16 protein-coding genes are annotated in these 18,844 nt (G+C 65.0%); 12 read left to right on the forward strand and 4 right to left on the reverse strand.

The genetic code is table 11. The features are described 5' to 3' along the window. Nucleotides 1-67 precede the first annotated feature (67 nt). The 12 genes from ahpF (at nt 68) to ACK4OE_RS14845 (ending at nt 15,910) form a co-directional block, all read left to right on the forward strand. Complete coding sequence (gene ahpF, locus ACK4OE_RS14790; protein ID WP_409885569.1) at nt 68-1,678, forward strand: alkyl hydroperoxide reductase subunit F; 1,611 nt, start codon at nt 68-70, stop codon at nt 1,676-1,678. A 452-nt stretch (nt 1,679-2,130) separates the two neighbouring features. Next, nucleotides 2,131-4,296, forward strand: a complete 2,166-nt coding sequence (locus ACK4OE_RS14795) for a TonB-dependent hemoglobin/transferrin/lactoferrin family receptor (RefSeq protein ID WP_409885584.1) — start codon at nt 2,131-2,133, stop codon at nt 4,294-4,296. Nucleotides 4,297-4,344: 48 nt separating this feature from the next. Further along, nucleotides 4,345-4,701 carry a hypothetical protein gene (locus ACK4OE_RS14800; RefSeq protein ID WP_409885570.1) on the forward strand — a complete coding sequence of 119 codons (357 nt, stop codon included), beginning with the start codon at nt 4,345-4,347 and terminating at the stop codon, nt 4,699-4,701. Then, nucleotides 4,698-5,822, forward strand: a complete 1,125-nt coding sequence (locus ACK4OE_RS14805) for a hemin-degrading factor (protein WP_409885571.1) — start codon at nt 4,698-4,700, stop codon at nt 5,820-5,822. Before ACK4OE_RS14800 ends, ACK4OE_RS14805 begins: the two co-directional genes overlap by 4 nt. Further along, nucleotides 5,809-6,705: a hemin ABC transporter substrate-binding protein gene (locus tag ACK4OE_RS14810; protein ID WP_409885572.1), complete on the forward strand. Its 897-nt coding sequence runs from the start codon at nt 5,809-5,811 to the stop codon at nt 6,703-6,705. The genes ACK4OE_RS14805 and ACK4OE_RS14810 overlap by 14 nt, the downstream gene beginning before the upstream one ends. Before the next feature lie 41 nt (nt 6,706-6,746). Beyond that, on the forward strand, nt 6,747-7,799 hold the full coding sequence (locus tag ACK4OE_RS14815) for a FecCD family ABC transporter permease (protein ID WP_409885585.1): 1,053 nt from the start codon (nt 6,747-6,749) through the stop codon (nt 7,797-7,799). Next, complete coding sequence (locus tag ACK4OE_RS14820; protein ID WP_409885573.1) at nt 7,796-8,620, forward strand: heme ABC transporter ATP-binding protein; 825 nt, start codon at nt 7,796-7,798, stop codon at nt 8,618-8,620. The genes ACK4OE_RS14815 and ACK4OE_RS14820 overlap by 4 nt, the downstream gene beginning before the upstream one ends. A 727-nt stretch (nt 8,621-9,347) precedes the next feature. Further along, nucleotides 9,348-10,613, forward strand: a complete 1,266-nt coding sequence (locus tag ACK4OE_RS14825; RefSeq protein WP_409885574.1) for a TolC family protein — start codon at nt 9,348-9,350, stop codon at nt 10,611-10,613. A gap of 37 nt (nt 10,614-10,650) precedes the next feature. Then, a complete protein-coding gene (locus tag ACK4OE_RS14830; protein ID WP_409885575.1) occupies nt 10,651-11,208 on the forward strand; it encodes a hypothetical protein in 558 nt (185 codons plus the stop codon). Continuing rightward, a complete protein-coding gene (locus ACK4OE_RS14835) occupies nt 11,205-12,326 on the forward strand; it encodes an efflux RND transporter periplasmic adaptor subunit (protein WP_409885576.1) in 1,122 nt (373 codons plus the stop codon). The genes ACK4OE_RS14830 and ACK4OE_RS14835 overlap by 4 nt, the downstream gene beginning before the upstream one ends. Nucleotides 12,327-12,337: 11 nt before the next feature. Then, a complete protein-coding gene (locus tag ACK4OE_RS14840; protein ID WP_409885577.1) occupies nt 12,338-15,457 on the forward strand; it encodes an efflux RND transporter permease subunit in 3,120 nt (1,039 codons plus the stop codon). 54 nt (nt 15,458-15,511) lie between these two features. After that, nucleotides 15,512-15,910 carry a hypothetical protein gene (locus ACK4OE_RS14845; protein ID WP_409885578.1) on the forward strand — a complete coding sequence of 133 codons (399 nt, stop codon included), beginning with the start codon at nt 15,512-15,514 and terminating at the stop codon, nt 15,908-15,910. A gap of 324 nt (nt 15,911-16,234) precedes the next feature. Here the strand turns inward: ACK4OE_RS14845 and ACK4OE_RS14850 are convergent, their stop codons facing one another. The 4 genes from ACK4OE_RS14850 to ACK4OE_RS14865 all read right to left on the reverse strand — a co-directional run bounded on the left by ACK4OE_RS14850 (nt 16,235) and on the right by ACK4OE_RS14865 (nt 18,341). Continuing rightward, the gene (locus ACK4OE_RS14850; RefSeq protein ID WP_409885579.1) at nt 16,235-16,525 is read right to left on the reverse strand and encodes a hypothetical protein; all 291 of its coding nucleotides are present in this window, start codon (nt 16,523-16,525) and stop codon (nt 16,235-16,237) included. 586 nt (nt 16,526-17,111) lie between these two features. After that, nucleotides 17,112-17,489, reverse strand: coding sequence for a hypothetical protein (locus tag ACK4OE_RS14855; RefSeq protein WP_409885580.1), 378 nt, complete (start codon nt 17,487-17,489; stop codon nt 17,112-17,114). Between the two features lie 112 nt (nt 17,490-17,601). After that, on the reverse strand, nt 17,602-17,997 hold the full coding sequence (locus tag ACK4OE_RS14860) for a hypothetical protein (RefSeq protein WP_409885581.1): 396 nt from the start codon (nt 17,995-17,997) through the stop codon (nt 17,602-17,604). Nucleotides 17,998-18,143: 146 nt separating this feature from the next. After that, complete coding sequence (locus tag ACK4OE_RS14865) at nt 18,144-18,341, reverse strand: hypothetical protein (protein WP_409885582.1); 198 nt, start codon at nt 18,339-18,341, stop codon at nt 18,144-18,146. Between the last annotated feature and the right edge of the window lie 503 nt (nt 18,342-18,844).

Here is an 18,844-nt window from a genome sequence, read left to right on the forward strand (position 1 = left end):
GGCTTGATCTAAATCCCGCTTGCCATCACGCTCCTCGCATACAACTCCAAATTCAAAGGACACCACCATGCTCGACGAACAACTCAAGACCCAACTCGCCGCCTACCTGGAGCGCGTGCAGCAGCCGTTTGAGCTGGTGGCATCCCTGGACGACAGCGAGACTGCGCGCGACATGCGCGAGCTGCTGACGACCATCCAATCGCTGCGCAACGACAAGATCACGCTGCGCACCGATGGCAACGACGCCCGCAAGCCATCTTTCAGCCTGCAGCGCGTGGGCGCTACCAATTCGCTGCGCTTTGCCGGCCTGCCGCTCGGCCATGAATTCACCTCCCTCGTGCTGGCCCTGCTGTGGACCGGCGGCCACCCGCCCAAGGTAGAGCAGGACGTGATCGATTCGATCAAGGCCCTGGACGGTGATTTCAACTTCGAGGTCTACATGAGCCTGACCTGCCACAACTGCCCGGACGTGGTGCAGGCGCTGTCGCTCATGGCCATCGTCAACCCGAAGATCAAGACCACGGTCATTGAAGGCGGCGCGTTCCAGCAGGAAGTGACCGAGCGCGAAATCATGGCCGTGCCCATGGTGTTTCTCAACGGCAAGATGTTTGCCTCGGGTCACATGACACTCGAAGAAATTGTGGCCAAGCTCGACACGGGCGCAGCCGCTCGTGATGCTGCCAAGCTCAGCGCCAAGGCGCCGTACGACGTGCTCATCGTGGGTGGCGGCCCCGCAGGCGCCGCAGCGGCCGTGTACGCTGCCCGCAAAGGCATCCGAACCGGCGTCGCAGCCGAGCGTTTTGGCGGGCAGGTCAACGACACGCTGGCGATTGAAAACTACATTTCAGTGCTCGAGACCGATGGCCCCAAGTTCGCAGCGGCCCTTGAAGCCCAGACCCGCGCATACGGTGTCGAGATCATGAATCTGCAGCGCGCCGACAAGCTGATCCCCGCCGCACAACCCGGTGGGCTGATCGAAGTGCAGCTGGCCAATGGTGGCTCCCTGCAGGCCAAGACCGTGATCCTGTCCACCGGCGCGCGCTGGCGCAATGTCAACGTGCCCGGCGAAGCCGAGTACAAGAACAAGGGCGTGGCCTACTGCCCTCACTGCGACGGCCCGCTTTTCAAGGGCAAGCACACGGCCGTCATCGGCGGTGGCAACTCGGGTGTCGAGGCCGCCATTGACCTCGCCGGTATCGTGGCCCACGTCACGCTCATCGAGTTTGCCGACCAGCTCAAGGCTGACGCTGTGCTGGTCAATAAGCTCAAAAGCCTGCCCAATGTGACCATCCACACCAACGCCCAGACCACCGAAATCACCGGCGCCAACGGCAAGGTCAACGGCCTCAAATACAAGGACCGCGCCACCAACGTGGAGCACCTGGTGCCGCTGGAAGGCGTGTTCGTGCAGATCGGCCTGGTGCCCAACACCGAATGGCTCAAGGGCACGGCGGAGTTGTCCAAGTTCGGCGAAATCATCGTCGACTCGCACGGCCGCACCAACCTCCCCGGCGTGTTCGCTGCGGGCGACTGCACCACGGTGCCGTTCAAGCAGATCGTGATCGCGGCGGGCGAGGGGTCGAAGGCGGCGTTGAGCGCGTTTGATCACCTGATCCGCATGCCGGTGGTGGCGGCGACTACAGCGCCCGCTGCTGAGCCGGTGGCCGAGCTGGCGTGATTTTTGATTGAAATTAGCCTCTAGCGCTTGATGGGTAAGCGCTAGTAGCTATCAATAAATGAGCGACCGGATGTTTCGGCATCCGGTCGCTTTGTTTTTGGTGTGATCACGGGGGAGGTGATCGAGTGGTCACGGCACTCAGACCCCAACGTTCACCCTTGGCGTTTCTCATCACAAAAATCGCTACGTATTGAGAACTATTCTCATATAATCCACCCATCAGCCAGCCACAACGCCCCTCCTTCTGCGATCCCGCAGAAGCCAGGACGTCTTCATGGAGCCAGCTCTGTACTCGTCATCGTTTCAGAGAAGGACATCCATCCGTGGTGCAGGCATCCCTTTCCCCGTTGTTTTCTTCCCGGTCTGCCCTGTCGCAGCCGGGCAATCCCTCGCACCAACGCCCGCAGCGGCCGGGGCCGCTGGCCTGGCTGGTTGCTTGTGCCTGTGTGGCCATGGGCCCGGCACATGCGCAAGATGCGGCAGTCCAGCTGATTGCGGCAGGCCCGGCGCTGAAAGAAGTTGTCATCAGCGGGTCGCGCACGGAGCAAGACCCGGACGAGCTGCCGATGAGCATCGACGTGATCAACGCCCAGGCCATTGAAGAGGGCCAGGTGCGTGACATTCGTGATGTGGCGCGCGAACTGCCCAATGTGTCTGTGGCGCGCTCGCCGTCGCGTTTTACGCTGGCCAGCGGCTCCACGGGGCGGGACCAGAATGCGGGCTTCAACATTCGGGGGCTGGATGGCAACCGTGTGTTGATGATGGTGGACGGCATTCGCCTGCCACGCAGCTATGTGTTCAGCGCCAACGCGTTTGGGCGCGACTACCTGGACATCGGGCTGCTGCAGCGCATCGAGGTCGTGCGTGGCGCCACGTCGGCGCTGTATGGCTCCGACGGAATGGCGGGCCTGGTCAATTTCATCACGGCAGAGCCCTCGGCCTTCCTCGAAGGCGACAAGCACATTGGTGGCCGTGTGAGCCTGGGCTACGACGGTGACGACCATGGCAAGCGCCTGGGCGCCACGGTGGCCGGGCGTGCAGGCGACGCGGTGCAGTGGCTGATTGGCGGCAATGTGACCCGCACCCGCGAGCTGGACAACATGGGCACCAACGCTGCGGCCAATGTTGACCGCACGCTGCCCAATCCGCAAAAGGACCAGAGCGGCGCTTTGCTGGGCAAGGTGGTGCTCACACCTGGTGGCGGCCAGCGCCATGTGTTCACGCTGGAGCATGTGGACAAAAGTGCCGACTATGAGCTGCTCACTGCGCGTGCCAAGCCGCCGCTGGCCAGCACCTCGGTGCTGTCGTCCACGTCGTTCACCGACATGCAGCGCAGCCGCGCCACGTGGGAGGGCTCGTGGCGCCTGAACACGGCATTTGCCGATGACGTGAAAGCCACGCTGAGCTACCAGGACGCACATTCACGCGAATACATCACCGAAGACCGCAACACCGCTGCCGACCGCGTGCGCGACGTGACCTACGACGAGCGCACCTGGCAGGCCAACCTGCAGGGCAACAAGCTGCTGCGCATGGGATCGGGCGCCAGTGCCTGGGTGCAGAAGATTACCTACGGGCTGGACCACACGTCTGCCAAGGTCAGCAACCTGCAGACGGGGGTGACGCCGCCCGTGGGCGAGACGTTTCCGCTCAAGCGATTTCCGGACACCAACGAGACGAGCACCGCGCTGTATGTGCAGGACGAATTGGTGAACGGCGCCTGGAGCATCACGCCGGGCGTGCGCTTTGATAGCTTTCGCATCAAGGCCGACCAGACCGGGTTTGGCGCGCAGGCCGTTTCGCTGTCGGGCAATGCCACTTCGCCCAAGCTGGGGGTGCTGTACCGCGCCACCGAGCAGTGGAGCGTTTTTGGCAACTACGCGGCAGGCTTTAGGGCACCCAATGCAGGGCAGGTGAATGCGTTCTTCGAGAACGCGGTCTCCAATTACAAAACCATACCCAACGCCAACCTCAAGCCCGAAAAAAGCCAGAACCTGGAGCTGGGCGTGCGGGGCCGCATGCAGGCGCTGTCGGTGGAGGCGGCGGCTTTCACCGGGCGCTACAAAGACTTCATCGAAGACCTGCAGCAGGTGGGCGGCACCGGCGCGCCGGGCAACCCGCTGGTGTTCCAGTCGGTCAACATCGGCCGCGTGAAGCTCAGTGGGTTTGAGGTGAAGGGCCGCATGGAGTGGGGCACGGTGGCGGGCGGCCAGGTCAGCACGCCTTTTGCCTACGGCCAGACGCGTGGGCGCGACACTGCCACGGGCCGCCCCGTCAACACGGTGGACCCTGCGCGCCTGACGGCGGGTGTGCGCTATGAAACCGCGGGCTGGCACGTGCGCCTGGACGCCACCCACAGCGCCGCCAAAAAAGCCAGCGACGTGTATGTGGCCGCCAACGGCACGCAGTACCTCACCCCGTCGTTCACGGTGCTCGACCTGGCGGGCCAATGGCGCATCCGCAAAGACCTGCGCCTGAACGCCGGCATCTACAACCTCACCGACAAAAAGCATTGGCGCTGGGCTGACGTGCGCGGCCTGGCCGCCAACGCCAGCTTCATCGACGCATACACCCAGCCAGGCCGCGCGGTGCGCGTGTCGCTGGTGGCAGATTTCTGAGCGTGCGTCACTGTCCACGTTCATCCATTCACCCCAAGGAGAGACTCCATGACCCATCCCGCTCGCTCCGCCCAAAGCGCGGATCTGCCCAACGCCAGTGATGAGGAATACAGCCTGCCCTGTGCCGAAGCCCTGCTGGCGGGCACGCTGGCTCTGATGACCGGCTACGTACAGGCATGCTGCGACAGCCACCGCGCAGCCATGGGTCACAAAATCGTGACCAACCTGCAATTGCTAGGTCAGGCAGACGTGTTCACGCCGCACTTTCGCACCATGTTGTGCAACCTGCAAAGCCGCTGGGTGCAGCAATGTGGCCCAGGCCGTGCCGAGCCTGTGACCGCAGCCCTGTCTGCCGCAGAGCAGCGCCGTGCGCTGTGGGTGGCCGCACCCGAGGTGGTGCAATGAGCGCCGTGCTGCTAGACCCCGCCGCCACCGCCAGCCTGCAGACCGCACCGGGCATACGCGCCCAGTTTGCCGCAGCGCGTGCGACCGGCCTGCGGGCCAAGGACGCGGCTGAAAGCCTGGGCTTGTCGGAAGGCGCAGTGGTGGCCGCACACGCGGGTGACCACGCCCAGCCCCTGAAAGCGCTGCCGTTGCAAGGCTCGTGGCTGGAGCTGCTTCAGGCATTGGGCGAGTGTGGGCCGTTGATGGCGCTGACCCGCAACGAAGCCGTGGTGCACGAGAAGACCGGTGTATATGCCAACGTGTCTGCCACCGGCCCGGTGGGGTTGGCGCTGAGTGAAGACATTGACCTGCGGCTGTTCTTTGCGCAGTGGCACGCAGGTTTTGCCGTGACTGAGTTGGCCAACGACCCTGCGCGGCCACCGGCACAAAGCCTGCAGTTTTTCAACGCCCACGGCCGCGCTGTGCACAAAGTGTTTGTGCGCGAGGCCACCGACCGCGCTGCGTTTGATGCTGTGGTGCAGCGCTTTGCGCAGCCCAGCGCAGGTTATGTGTTTACCCCGCCGCCTGCGCCGGATGCGCCCCGGCCCGATGTTGACATCGACGCCGCAGGCCTTCGTGAAGCCTGGGCCGCCATGCAGGACACGCACGAATTTTTTGGCCTGACCCGCCGTTTTGGCGTAGAGCGCCAGCAGAGCTTTCGTTTGGTGGAAGGGCAGTTTGCATGGCGCGCTGCCCCACAGGCCATCACACGCTTGCTGGACGAGGCCGCGATGGACGGCTTGCCCATCATGGTGTTTGTGAGCAGCGTTGGCTGCATCCAGATCCACACCGGCCCGGTGCGCAACATCAAGCCTTTGGAAACACCCTCCGCCCAGTGGATCAACGTGCTGGACGAGGGCTTTAACTTGCACCTGCGCACCGACATGGTCCACAGCGTCTGGGTGGTTGAAAAGCCCACAGCCGACGGTGTGGTGACTTCGGTGGAGACGTTTGACGCCACGGGCGAACTGATAGCCATGTTCTTTGGCGCGCGCAAGCCAGGCCAGCCCGAGCTGCAAGCCTGGCGCGACCTGGTGGCGCGCCTGCCCGGTGTGCAGGAGGCGGCCGATGTTGCCGCGTGATTCGAAGCGACCCCTGCAGCCGCGGAGCGCCTTGCGGCGCCGGGTGCTGCGAGGCTTGGGTGCGCTACCGCTAGGGGCTGTCCTGAACGCTGGCGCAGCCCCGTCCGCAGCGCGCATCGTGTCGCTGGGCGGCGCGCTGACCGAGGTGGTCTACCTGTTGGGCGCCCAAGGCCAACTGGTAGGCACCGACACCACCAGCCTGTTCCCAGAGGCCGCACTCAAGACTGCCAAGGTCGGCTACATGCGCCAACTGTCAGCCGAAGGGCTGCTGTCGCTCAAACCTGACGCTGTGGTGGGCACCACCGAGGCGGGGCCGCCCGTGGTGCTGGCCCAGGTGCGCAGTGCCGGGGTGCGCGTGGAGCTGGTGACGGCCGACCATTCGTGGGACGAGGTGCGTCGCAAGGTGGCCACGGTGGGCCGCGTGACCGGGCGCGAGCGCGAAGCCCGGGCACTGCAGGCCGATCTGGACACCCATTGGTCCCGCGTGCAGCAGTCTGTGTCCAATGCGACGCGGCGCCCGCGCGCGCTGTTCATCCTGTCGCATGGTGGCAGCCCCATGGTGGCAGGCACGGGCACGGCGGCTGATGCGTTGATCCGGTTTGCAGGTGGCATCAACGCCATCACCCAGTTCGCGGGCTACCGGCCGCTCACGGCCGAGGCCATGGCCAGTGCGGCGCCGCAGGTGCTGCTCAACAGCACGCAAGGCATTGAAGCGCTGGGCGGCGAGGCGGCCTTTTGGCAACGCCCCGAGCTGGCACTGACCCCCGCCTTTGGCCGCAAGGCCCTGGTGGTGATGGAGGCAAGCCACCTGCTGGGCTTTGGGCCACGCCTTCCGGGGGCGGTGCAAGAGCTGCATGCGCGCATGCAGGCGACCACGGCGTGAGCGATTTGGCGCTGACATCAAGCGGTGGCGACACCCGGCGGATGGGCCGTCTGCCGCCGCGCACGGCATTGCTGCTGGGTGGGGCGCTGGTGCTGACGACGTTGCTGTGGGCCAGCACCCGGGGCGCCTACGCCATTTCACCTGCGCAGCTGTGGCAGGTGCTGGTGCAGGCCGTGGGCGGTGCCCCTGCTGACGTTGCCGCAGCAACGGCGGCACCCGAATACCTGGTGTTCATGAACATCCGCCTGCCGCGCTTGCTGATGGGCGTTGCCGCGGGCGCAGGCCTGGGGCTGGCGGGCGCGCTGATGCAGGGGCTGTTTCGCAACCCGCTGGCCGACCCGGGTCTGATTGGGGTCAGCAGCGGGGCCGCGCTGGCCGCTGCTTGCGCCATCGTGCTGGGCAGCCAGTGGTTTCCCGATCTGCCCCGCACGCTGGGCAGTTGGCCGCTGGTGCTCATGGCGTTTGGCGGCGGTTTGCTGGTGACTGGGCTGATCTACGCGCTGGCGCAGGCAGATGGCGGCACGCGCATGGGGCTCATGCTGCTGGCAGGCGTGGCGGTCAACGCGCTGGCGCTGTCGGGGCTGGGCTATCTCAACTTCATCTCGACCGACGAACAGCTGCGCAACCTGCAAATGTGGCTGCTGGGCAGTCTGGGCGGCGCCCGCTGGAGCGCCGTGGCGCTGGTCAGCGGCGTGGTGGCACTGGCAGGTGTGCTGGGCCTGGCGCTGGCGCGCCCGCTCAATGCCATTGCGCTGGGAGAGGCGCAGGCCGCGCTGCTGGGCGTGCCGGTGGAGCGCACCAAGCGCCTGGCGGTCATGGTCACGGCGCTGGCGGTGGGCGCAGTGACCGCAGCCACCGGCATCATCGGTTTCATTGGCCTGGTGGCACCGCACTGGGTGCGCCTGGTGGCGGGGCCGGATCACCGCGTGGTGGTGCCGGGTTCGGCATTGCTGGGCGCATCGCTGGTGCTGGTTGCCGATGGTGTGGCGCGCACCGTGGTGCAACCGGCCGAACTGCCGCTGGGGGTGTTGACCGCCTTCATTGGCGTACCGCTGTTTTTGGCCATGCTGCGCCAGTTCAGGAGCAAGGTGTGAACCCGTCTGCCGCTGACCATCCTCTTGTGTGCGACCAAGTGGGTGTGGGCGTGCCAGGGCGGCCGTTGCTGGCCACCGTGAACACGCAGTTTGCGCCGGGGCGTGTCACCGCCATCCTGGGGCCCAATGGCGCGGGCAAGTCGACCTTGTTGTCCATGCTGTCGGGCCAGCGCGCGCCGCGCGCGGGCAGCGTGCGTCTGGCTGGCAAGGTGCTGTCTGCGTTTACTGCGCTAGACCTCGCACGCCACCGCGCGGTGTTGCCGCAAGAGACGGCAGTGGCGTTTGACTTTACGGTGCAAGAGGTGGTGGAGATGGGGCGATTTCCTCACCGGCAGCGCCCCAGCCGCCACGAGGCGCGCATCGTGCACGACGCCATGGCGGCCACGGGTGTAGCTCAGCTTGCTGGGCGCAGTGTCAACACGCTGTCGGGTGGCGAGCGTGCCCGCTCTCACCTGGCTAGGGCGCTGGCGCAGATCTGGGAGCCCCTTCCAGAGGGGGCGGCACGCTGGCTGCTGCTGGACGAACCCACCGCCGCGCTCGACCTGGCGCACCAGCACCAAGCCATGGCCCTGGTACGCCGATGGGCGGTGGAGCAGGGCATTGGTGTGGTCGCGGTGTTGCATGACCTGAACCTGGCGCTGCGCTACGCCCACGACAGCCTGCTGTTGGCCCCCGGCCTCAGCGGGGTGCAGATGGTGCGGGCAACGGCCGACCTGCTGACCCCCGAAACCATCGCACACGTCTGGGGTGTGCGCAGCGTGCGGGTGAGCGCCGCCGACGGAGTGCCACAGTGCCTGGTGGCGGAGAACTTGGTGGCATAAATGCCTTTTCGCGCTTGATGGGTAACAAAAGTTGCTACAGAAATGAAAGCAATCTTGCGCGATCACTATATGCATCGGGATGCCCGTCATGTGCTGCGCGGTCTATGCCCTTTGTTGCTGAGGGCTATGGCGGTCGGCTAGGGCCGCCGCCTGCTTAGAATCCCGCTGCCTATGCGTCGCATGCTGCTCGTTTTTTTGTTGGTGTTTATGCCGCTCCAGTCGATCTGGGCGGCCGCTTCGCCGTATTGCGGGCACGAGTCGGCGCCGCAGGCATCGCACTTTGGGCACCATGTGCATGACCACCAGGGCGATGCATTCCAAGCTGATCTTTACGGGGCCGATGCAAAGGCGGCTTCTGCCGAGTCTTCCCAGGCCGGTGAAACCCCCGGCCACAAGGCCTTGACCAGTTCAGGCACGGTCGACATGGACTGTCATGCGTGCCATGGGGCCGGCAGCGGCATCGTGTGGAGCTCTGGCAACCAAGCCCTTGTGGTCTCGGTCGCGCGACCTGCGGGCCAGACAGCACCCGTCCTGGTGCACCCCCCTCTCTCCCGTCCAGAACGCCCCAACTGGCGATCCCTCGCCTGAACGGCGAGGCGGGCACCGGGTAGCCCCTTCCTGACGATTCCACGCTGCCTTGGCGGGCAGCAGCGGTGCGCACCTGCGCGCCGGGCGTCGTGCCTTGCCGATTTCAACCCCGTGGGTCACCCCACTGCAGAGGAATCGGATGCAACGAACGAGAATAAAACACACACCACGGTTGTCCATGATGGCCGTGGCGATGGGGTGGGCGCTGGTCAGCAGTGCCGCACTTTCCCAACCCACAGCAGCGCCTGCTGCCCCACCCCTCACGCTCAAGGCCTTGTTCGACAGTGCCTGGCAGCGCCAGCCCGAGGCACAGTCGGCCGCGCTGCGGCGCGAATCGGCGCATGCCGGGCGCAGCGGTGCTTCATCATGGACGGCAGACGCCGCCGCACTGGAGCTGTCCACCAAGAGCGACCGCCCCGGCAGCAACCAGGGCAGCCGCGAGTTTGAACTGGGCGTGGCCCTGCCGCTGTGGCTGCCCGGAGAGCGTGCGCGCAAGGCCGCGCTGGGCGATGCCGAGATCAAGGCCGTGGAAAGCCGCCGCCTGGCCGCGCAGCTGCAACTGGCCGCCACCGTGCGCGAAGCCTGGTGGGCACTGCAGCGTACGCAGGCGGAAATGGGCCTGGCCCAAGACCGGCTGCACAACGCCCAGCGCCTGGCGGCCGACGTGGCGCGCCGTTTCAAGGCGGGCGACATGTCGCGTGCCGACCAGACGCAGGCCGATGGCGCTGTGGCCCAGGCTGAGGCCGCCCTGGCCGAGGCCGCGGGTGCACGGGATGCCGCGCAGGCGGCCATGGCCGCATGGGGCGGCAACCTGGCGCTGGCTGATGGTGCGGAGCCCGAGTCCGAAGCCCTGCCTGCGGTCGGCCTGCCAGCCGACCACCCGGCCGTGGCCGATTGGCAGGACCAGGCCGAGGTGGCGCGCCGCGCGGCCGACCTGGCCGCCGCGCAGACGAGAGGCAACCCTGAACTGACTGTGGCCGCCACGCGGACACGCGAACAGTCGGGTGAGCGTTATCTACAAAGCTTCACAGTGGGCGTCCGCGTGCCGCTGGGTGGCGGTGATCGGTCGCGTGCCAAGGAGCTTGCTGCGCGCGCCGATGCGCTCGATGCCGAGGTGCGTGCCAACGTAGAGCGTGACCGCCTGGCCGCCGAGGTGGCTGCTGCCACGGCGCGCGTGAAAGCCGCCCAGGCCCAGCGCGACGCCATGGCCCGCCATGCAGCACTGGCGCGTGACACGCGCGGCTTCATCGACAAGGCCTTCCGCTTGGGCGAAGCCGACTGGCCCACGCGCCTGCGTGTGGAGCTGGAGTCGGTGCAGGCCGAGCGGCAACTCGCCCGCGCCCGCATCGATGCCGCAGCCGCCGTCTCCACCCTGCGCCAGGCCATGGGCCTGCTGCCGCAGTGAGCGCCTTGTTTATCCCGACACCATTTTTGTGATCACCATGCAACTCCCTTCTCTTTTTCCCGCACTGGGCCTTGCCGTGCTGCTGGGCCTCGCGCCTTCGTGGACTCTGGCTGGCGACGGCCATGACCATGGCGAGGCACCCGCCGCTGCGGGCGGACCCGCCTTGCCGCGTTTTGCAGCCACCTCCGATCTGTTCGAACTGGTCGGCGTGCTCGACGGCCAGAAGCTTGCGCTCTACCTCGACCATGCCGGCGACAACAGCCCCGTGAAGGAGGTACAACTGGAGCTGGACATTGGCGGTACGCCCGTCCCCGTCACCCGTGTGGCTGACGGCGAATTTCAGGCTGCCCTGGCCGCACCGCTGGCCGAGGGCGTGAGCCCCGTCACCGCCACCGTGGTGGCCGGCGCTGACACCGACCTGCTGGCCGGTGAGATCGACGTGCACGCTGCAGCGCATGCCCATGCCGAGCCCACAGGCGGGCGCGACGAGCTGGTGGCCGGTGCCGTGGCCGCCGTGCTGGCAGCCCTGGCCCTGGTGTGGGGCCTGCGGCGTGGCCGCGCCGCGCGCGCCCAGCGCCTGGGAGGTGCAGCATGATGCGGCTGAACGCTCTCCATTCCGTCGTGGCCCTGGCGATGGCCGCTGCGCTGTGCGCCCCGCTGATGGCGCGCGCTGGCGAAGGCCATGACCATGGCGATGCCCCGCCAGCCGCCGATGGTAGTGGCCCCAAGCGCCAGCCCGATGGCAGCGTGTTTTTGCCCAAGCCTGCACAGCGCCAGCTCGGTGTGCGCACCCTGGTGGTGGCCGAGGGGCGGCACCCCAAGGCCTTTGAGTTGGCCGGTACGGTGGTGATGGACCCCAATGCGGGCGGCAAGGTGCAGGCCACGCTGGCGGGTCGGCTGGATGCGGGCCCCAAGGGACTGCCCGGCGTGGGCCAGGCGGTGCGCAAGGGCCAGGTGCTGGCCTATGTGGTGCCCACAGAGGGCGCCATTGAGCGCTCCAACCAATTGGCCCAGCAGGCCGAGCTGCGCGCGGCGCGGGACCTGGCCGCACGGCGTGTGGCGCGCCTGGCGGACCTGGCTGACACCGTGCCGCGCAAGGACATCGAAGCCGCTGAAAGCGAGCTGCAAAGCTTCACCCAGCGCCTCGGCGCCGTGGGTGCGGGCCTGTCGACGCGTGATGCACTGGTGGCGCCGGTCTCGGGCGTGATCGCCTCAGCCAACGCCGTGGCGGGGCAGGTGGTGGATGCGCGCGAGCTGCTGTTCGAGGTGGTGGACCCCGCGCGCTTGCGCATCGAAGCCCTGGCCTACGACACGGCGCAGGCCCACAGCGTGGCCGGTGCCGCGCTGGCCGTGGGCGGGCAGCGTGTGCCGCTGCGCTTTTTAGGCGCGGCGCGCAGCCTGCGCGACCAGGCGCTGCCGCTGCAGTTTGCCGGTGACTCGGCCGCGCTGGGCACCCTGGCCCTGGGTCAGCCGGTGCGCGTGTTCGTGCAGTCCACCGACCAGGCTGCTGGCGTGCAGGTGCCAGTGGCCTCGCTGCTGCGCAACCCGGCTAACCAGACCATCGTCTGGGTCAAGGAGTCGCCCGAGCGCTTCGCGCCCCGGGTGGTCACCTTCGTTCCGCTAGACGGTGCCTCGGTGGCCGTGACCTCGGGCCTTAAGGCCGGTGACCGCGTGGCCACGCAGGGCGCCACGCTGATCAACCAAGTCCGCTAGGAGCCACCACCATGTTCAAGTGGCTACTCGAAAACAGCCTGGCCAACCGGTTGCTGGTGCTCATCGCCGCTGGCGTGCTCATGGCCTATGGCGCCTTCACGCTTTCGCGCACCCCGGTGGACGTGTTCCCTGACCTCAACAAGCCCACAGTCACGCTCATGACCGAGGCCGGCGGCATGGCCGCCGAGGAAGTGGAGCAGCTCATCACCTTCCCGCTGGAGACGACCATGAACGGCCTGCCCGGCGTGGAGAGCGTGCGCTCCACCTCCAGCGCGGGGCTGTCGTTCATCTACGTCACCTTCGACTGGAGCACCGACATCTTCCGCGCACGGCAGATGGTGTCCGAGCGCCTGTCGTCCATGGAGGAAGGGTTGCCCGCAGGCGTCACGCCGCGCATGGGTCCCATCAGCTCCATCATGGGCGAGATCATGCAGGTGGCGATCCCCATCGACGTGGCGCGCACCACCCCCATGGCCGTGCGCGAGTACGCCGACTGGGTGCTGCGCCCGCGCCTCTTGGCGATTGCCGGCGTGGCGCAGGTGATAGCCATCGGCGGCGAGGTGCGCCAGTTCCAGGTGCAGCCCAACACGGCGCGCATGGCGGAGTTGGGCATCACGCATGACCAGCTCACGGGGGCGCTCAAGGGCTTCTCGGCCAATACCTCTGGGGGCTTTCTGGAGCTCAACGGGCGCGAGTACCTGATCCGCCACCTGGGCCGCACCTCGCGCCTGGAAGACCTGCAGGACCTGGCGCTTACCGCGAAAAATGGCCAGCCGGTGCTGCTGCGCCAGGTGGCCGAGGTGACGTTCGCCGCGGCCCTCAAGCGCGGCGACGCGGGCTTCGAGGGCAAGCCAGCCGTGATCCTCGGTATCCAGAAGCAGCCCACGGCCGACACGATTGCGCTCACGCGCAGCATCGAGTCTGCGTTGGGCGACCTGACAAAGTCGCTGCCCGATGGCATGGACGCTCCGCGCGTCACCTTCCGCCAGGCAAGCTTCATCGAGGCCTCGGTCACCACCTTGCAGGGCAAGCTCATGGGCGCCTCGGTGTTTGTGGCGGTGATTTTGTTCGTGTTCCTCGGCACGCTGCGGCCCACGGTCATCGCGCTCACGGCCATCCCGGTGTCGATCTTCATCACGGCGCTGGTGTTCAAGTACTTCGGCCTGTCGATCAACACCATGACGCTCGGTGGCCTGGCCATTGCCATTGGCGGCCTGGTGGACGATGCCGTGGTGGACGTGGAGAACGTGCTGCGGCGCCTGAAGATGGACCGCGCCAAGCACCCCCACCACCGCCTGCACCCCATCGAGGTAGTCAAGCTCGCGTCCATGGAAGTGCGCTCGGGCATCCTGTATGCCACGGCCATCATCGTGCTGGTGTTCTTGCCGCTGTTTGCGCTGCCGGGCATCGAGGGGCGGCTGTTTTTGCCGCTGGGCATTGCGTTCATCGTGTCCACGCTGGCCTCGCTCTTGGTGTCGGTCACCGTCACGCCGGTGCTGGCTTTTTACCTGCTGCCGCGCATGAAGAACCTCGACCATGGCGACACGCGTGTGGTGGCCTGGCTCAAGGCGCGCTACCGCAGCGGGCTCATGGGCGTGCTGGCGCGGCCGCGTACGGCCATCGCGGTGAGTGCGGTGGCGGTGGTGCTGTCGGTGGTGGCCGTGCCTTTCTTTCCGACCACCTTTTTGCCGCCGTTCAACGAGGGCACCCTGCTCATCGGCATGCGCCTTAACCCGGGCGTGACGCTGGCCGAGTCGGCCGCGCTGGCCAGCCAAGCCGAGGTGCTGGTGCGCCAGGTGCCCGAGGTGACGCACGTGGGCCGGCGCAGCGGCCGGGCCGAGCTGGACGAGCACGCGGAGGGCGTGCACGTGAGCGAGCTCGACGTGGGCCTGCTGCCCGCCGCCGAGCTCAAACGCAGCATGGCTGAGGTGCAGGCCGACATCCGCAGCCGCCTGGCGCAGATGCCGGCGGCCATCGCCATCGGTCAGCCGATCTCACACCGCATCGACCACATGCTCTCGGGCGTGCGCTCGCAGATCGCGATCAAGCTCTTTGGCGAAGACCTCGACACCCTGCGCGGCCAGGCCGATGCGTTGCGCGCGCGCCTGGCCAGCATCGACGGCCTGGCCGACCTGGAGGTGGAAAAGCAGGTGCTGGCGCCGCAGATCACCGTGCGCGTGGACCATGCCGCAGCCGCCCAGTACGGCGTGCCGGCCGCACAGGTGCTGGCCACGCTGCAGGGCCTGGTGGAGGGCGAGAAGGTCACGCAGATCGTGGAGGGCAGTCGCCGCTTTGCGCTGGTGGTGCGCCTGCCCGAGAGCGCGCGCTCACTAGAAGGCCTGGCGCAGATCATGATCGAGACCCCGCGCGGGCGCGTGCCGCTGTCGCGCCTGGCCAGCATCGAGGACGGCGACGGTCCCAACCAGATCAGCCGCGACGACGGCAAGCGCCGCATCGTGCTCTCGGCCAACGCGCAGGGCAGGGCGCTGTCCGACGTGGTGGCCGACATCCGCAAGGTGGTGGCTGACACGCGCTTGCCGGACGGCTACTTCATCACCCTGGGCGGCCAGTTCCAGGCGCAGGAAGAGGCCAGCCGCCTGGTGGGCATGCTCGCCATCGTCTCGCTGGTGCTGATGTTCGTGGTGCTGTACACGCGCTACCGCTCGGCCACGCTGTCGGCGCTGATCATGGCCAACATCCCGCTGGCGCTGGTGGGGGCCGTGCTGGGGCTGTGGATCTCAGGGCAGCCGCTGTCGGTGGCGGCGCTGATCGGCTTCATCACGCTGGCGGGCATCTCGGTGCGCAACGGCATTTTGAAGGTGAGCCACTACCTGAACCTGATGCGCGTGGAGGGCGAGAACTTCGACCACGCCATGATCGTGCGCGGCTCGCTCGAACGCCTCTCCCCCGTGCTCATGACCGCCCTGGTCACCGCCTTTGCGCTGGCGCCGCTGCTGCTGGAGGCAGAGCGCCCCGGCACCGAGATATTGCACCCGGTGGCGGTGGTGATCTTCTCGGGCCTGATCAGCTCGACCCTGCTCGATACCTTCCTGACCCCGGCCCTGTTCTGGCTGTTTGGCCGCCGCGATGCCGAGCGCCTGCTGGACGACAAGAACGCCGAGGCGTTCTGAGCTTTTTCCGGTTCTCTATGTTTTTGTTTCCATCCACCCTTTGAAAGGACCATCATGAAAACCACAACACATCTCTTTGCCGCCCTGGCCCTCTCCGTCAGTGTCTCCGGCACCGCCTTCGCCGCAGGCGACCACACCCATGGCCACGACCACAAGCCGCTACACGGCGGTATCGTGGTCGAAGCTAACGACATGGACTACGAACTGGTAGCCAAGCCCGACACCCTCACCCTGCACCTGCGCGACCACGGCAAACCCGCCAAGACCGAAGGCGTAAGCGCCAAGCTCACCCTGCTGAACGGCACCGAAAAATCCGAAGCCATCCTGGCGCCTGCAGGGGAGGGCAAGCTGGAGGCCAAGGGCACGTTCAAGGTGGCCGCAGGCACCAAGGTGGTGGCGCTGGTGACACTACCCGGCAAGAAGGCGGCGAATGTGCGTTTTGCGGTGAAGTGAGCGGAGAGGAGGGCAGGGAGCTGCCCTTCGACTCTGTTGGGGCAGTAGTGCCAATTTTGAATAAAATTGGGCTCTAGCGCTTATCTATAAAGCGCTGGTAGCTATCAAATTAGTAGTTTCCTGTTGGTCGCAGGATTGGTGTTTTGGCTCGCTCTTGTCGGCCAGGAGCAGCCGGTCGCTGCAAATGAAAGCGGACGCTCAACGTCGGCCGTGAATGGGCCGCAGCGGCGCACTCAGCGTTGAAGAATGGCGACAATGCTGGCCGCCGTTGTGGGTCCATTCGACGAACTGTTAACCCGCCGCGCTATGAAGCAAAAGTCGACCTCACGCATACACGACCTCAACTTCACAGGCGCGATCACTGCGCCAAGTTTCCGCAAAGGAAATAACTTCCTCAATCGACTCATCCGGATGTGAAGTGGTAATGATGAAATGGATGCTCTCGCCTTCCGGGCCGATGCAGAGCCAGTCCAGCGCGTCCTCCCAATTCGCAGTATCTACGCCAACAGCACAGAAGAGTTCGATTTTGTCTTCCACAAGCTGGCGTAGCAATGTTTCACCGATTTCTGGCGTGTACGCCGACTTTGATACCAGAACAATTTTTCCAGCGTGCATGGTTGCGGGTTAACGTTTGAGATGAGAGGAATGACCCGGCTTGCCGGGGCATGTCCTCTCGATTGAAGGGTTAGACGCCATGTGGGACTACACGCACTGTCTTTGCTTCGACGTTGCACTCCACGATTTCGACGCCCTCGGGAATGAGATGACCGTAGTTCCTTGCGTAGCAGGTGGCCAACGTTTCCCGTTGGCGCGCATGCTTCGCCTCTAGGACGAAAAGTATCTTGCGATACCGAGCGGGTGCAAGGTGAAAAAAGTACATAGCTTCGTTCCACACAGTGATCTTCGCGCTAGGTATGTTGCCTGTAACCGTGAAGTTGTGAGACTTGCACTCGATGAGTATTGGAGGATCTTCGCAACCAAGATCGAATCGGTGCGCCTTCTTGGAAGAGCCGACTCCTACCTCGACCCTAAAGTTTGGAAGCAGTTTCCATGTCTCGGTGCCGAGATAGTGTGTAGCGGCCAGCGCTTCGAACTCTCGGCCGGCGTGCGCGTTCGAGACCGCACCAATGCGCTGATGGTTTGTCATGGCGTCTAACGTGCAAGCTCAGCGGGCGGCGAAGCCGTCCGCTGCAGCAAAAGATTAGACATTGGACTTTGCCAAGCGGTACTGAACGCTGGCTCCCGATTTGCGCTTGGCACTGACAACGTCCCCTTGAATCTTTGGTGTCACAAGTTCCTCCACCCCTTGCTGCCCGGGTGACTCCGAGATGACGAGAGACTGGCCATCGACTCGCCAGTAGAAGAGCGGCGCGGTAACAGCTCCACCCTTTGTTCCGAAGGTTGCGGCGACAAGACCTTGCTCGATAAACCTGTAAGTCTCAATCTTCGAATCGTCAATTAGATCCAGCGTCTGGCCTTGGAGCCCCAACGTCGACCAGTCTGTTGGCTGTCCTTCCTGGGCACGCGAGCACCCGGCGAGAAGCGCCGCGAAGGCCAATGGCAGGACGATTGAGCGCATGTGCATCTGGTAAGTAGAAATGTCTAACGTTGGAGGCCACCGGCACGCAGCAAGCGCCGCGCAGCGGCAACCTGCTGCTGTGTGTCCGTGTGGGCCGACCAGTTAAAACGCTTCATGGCCAAGCAATGTTCTGCTGTCCGCCGAGCTGCTGAAAAGCTTGGCGCATTGCGTCTGACGTGGCCTGCCTGAATGTCGAATAACTTGAACCTATTTCGTCGGCGATGACTGCTATCACGCGCACCGACACGCCGAGGATTGGCACCGTGTAATGGGTTAACAGCTCAGAAAATATGGCATCCTCAATTGCGCTCCGGTAGTCGAGTTCGCTTGGTTCGACATTGAACTCGATGGAAAGCTCTTTGGCGGGAGCGAGTGCCAAAGTAACGGAGGCGTACAGGGTTCTTCCTCCGGTTTGACGTTTGAACTCACTTGTAACCGTGCGCTCAACATACAACGTGGCCTGTTTGCGCTGTAACTTTCGATCAATCCATTGTTTTGTCGGATGCATGATGGGTTCAGCGTTTTAACGTTGGCGCTGAACGGCGGGCAACACCCGCCGCGTAGCGGCCTCTTTTTGTTGGCCGTCCGCTTCGAGCAACGGGTTAAATTGGCGGGGGGCCGTCACTTCAAAGCCAGCAATTGCGCATGGTTGAATCATTTGGAGGCGGCGAACCAATGTTGATTCATTTTCTTCAGGAACTCCTGCGTGATCGGGAAGCCCGACGTATCACCGATAACCGAGTCAATTCCGCAATACGGACACAACGCAGTGGTTCCAAGATCGAGTTCGTCATCCCCTGCTGCGCCCTCCGGAAAATCCACCCAGTCAGTGATTTTCCCAGGCGAAAACATGCGGAGGCAATAGAAACACCCACACGCGTCGCTAGCGAATATCTGCTCGCGATGGCTCGATGAATGCTTGTGTGCAAGCAAAACGTCCGAACTTATTGAGGAGGACAACATTGAGGCAATTTAACGTAATTTAGACCGCAAAACCTGCGGGATAAACTGGACCGTGCGGGATAATCTGGACACTGATTCCTCCTGGAGGCCGCTTGCAGCATAGCTTTGCAAGCGATTAGCTGTTCAAACGTCCAGGTATAAAAATTCCATGAAACCCGGCACACATTAAGTCAGCAAACTATAGTTTGCCGTAGGCAGACACCGTGATTTCCAGCAGCCGCTGCAGCAAGTCAATGGCGGCTTTCAGGCGGCACTTCTGAACGGCAGCTCTGGGCCGAGGCTGTGTGGAAACGCGCAACGAGCATGTGAACCCGCCCCGTGCCGCGTCATTGCACCGTATTTTCGACCAGCACTGTTGCAGTGCCGTTTCTGGTGCACCTGGAGCCTTTTGA

The sequence above is a fragment of the Acidovorax sp. genome, from assembly GCF_046314175.1.
In the GTDB taxonomy this organism is placed as follows: Bacteria; Pseudomonadota; Gammaproteobacteria; order Burkholderiales; family Burkholderiaceae_C; genus Acidovorax.

Coding starts and splice junctions, on each gene's coding strand:
- ahpF (WP_409885569.1), top strand. CDS start 68: ATGCTCGACGAACAACTCAAGACCCAACTCGCCGCCTACCTGGAGCGC.
- ACK4OE_RS14795 (WP_409885584.1), top strand. CDS start 2,131: ATGGGCCCGGCACATGCGCAAGATGCGGCAGTCCAGCTGATTGCGGCA.
- ACK4OE_RS14800 (WP_409885570.1), top strand. CDS start 4,345: ATGACCCATCCCGCTCGCTCCGCCCAAAGCGCGGATCTGCCCAACGCC.
- ACK4OE_RS14805 (WP_409885571.1), top strand. CDS start 4,698: ATGAGCGCCGTGCTGCTAGACCCCGCCGCCACCGCCAGCCTGCAGACC.
- ACK4OE_RS14810 (WP_409885572.1), top strand. CDS start 5,809: ATGTTGCCGCGTGATTCGAAGCGACCCCTGCAGCCGCGGAGCGCCTTG.
- ACK4OE_RS14815 (WP_409885585.1), top strand. CDS start 6,747: ATGGGCCGTCTGCCGCCGCGCACGGCATTGCTGCTGGGTGGGGCGCTG.
- ACK4OE_RS14825 (WP_409885574.1), top strand. CDS start 9,348: ATGCAACGAACGAGAATAAAACACACACCACGGTTGTCCATGATGGCC.
- ACK4OE_RS14830 (WP_409885575.1), top strand. CDS start 10,651: ATGCAACTCCCTTCTCTTTTTCCCGCACTGGGCCTTGCCGTGCTGCTG.
- ACK4OE_RS14835 (WP_409885576.1), top strand. CDS start 11,205: ATGATGCGGCTGAACGCTCTCCATTCCGTCGTGGCCCTGGCGATGGCC.
- ACK4OE_RS14840 (WP_409885577.1), top strand. CDS start 12,338: ATGTTCAAGTGGCTACTCGAAAACAGCCTGGCCAACCGGTTGCTGGTG.
- ACK4OE_RS14845 (WP_409885578.1), top strand. CDS start 15,512: ATGAAAACCACAACACATCTCTTTGCCGCCCTGGCCCTCTCCGTCAGT.
- ACK4OE_RS14850 (WP_409885579.1), bottom strand. CDS start 16,525: ATGCACGCTGGAAAAATTGTTCTGGTATCAAAGTCGGCGTACACGCCA.
- ACK4OE_RS14855 (WP_409885580.1), bottom strand. CDS start 17,489: ATGCGCTCAATCGTCCTGCCATTGGCCTTCGCGGCGCTTCTCGCCGGG.
- ACK4OE_RS14860 (WP_409885581.1), bottom strand. CDS start 17,997: ATGCATCCGACAAAACAATGGATTGATCGAAAGTTACAGCGCAAACAG.
- ACK4OE_RS14865 (WP_409885582.1), bottom strand. CDS start 18,341: ATGTTTTCGCCTGGGAAAATCACTGACTGGGTGGATTTTCCGGAGGGC.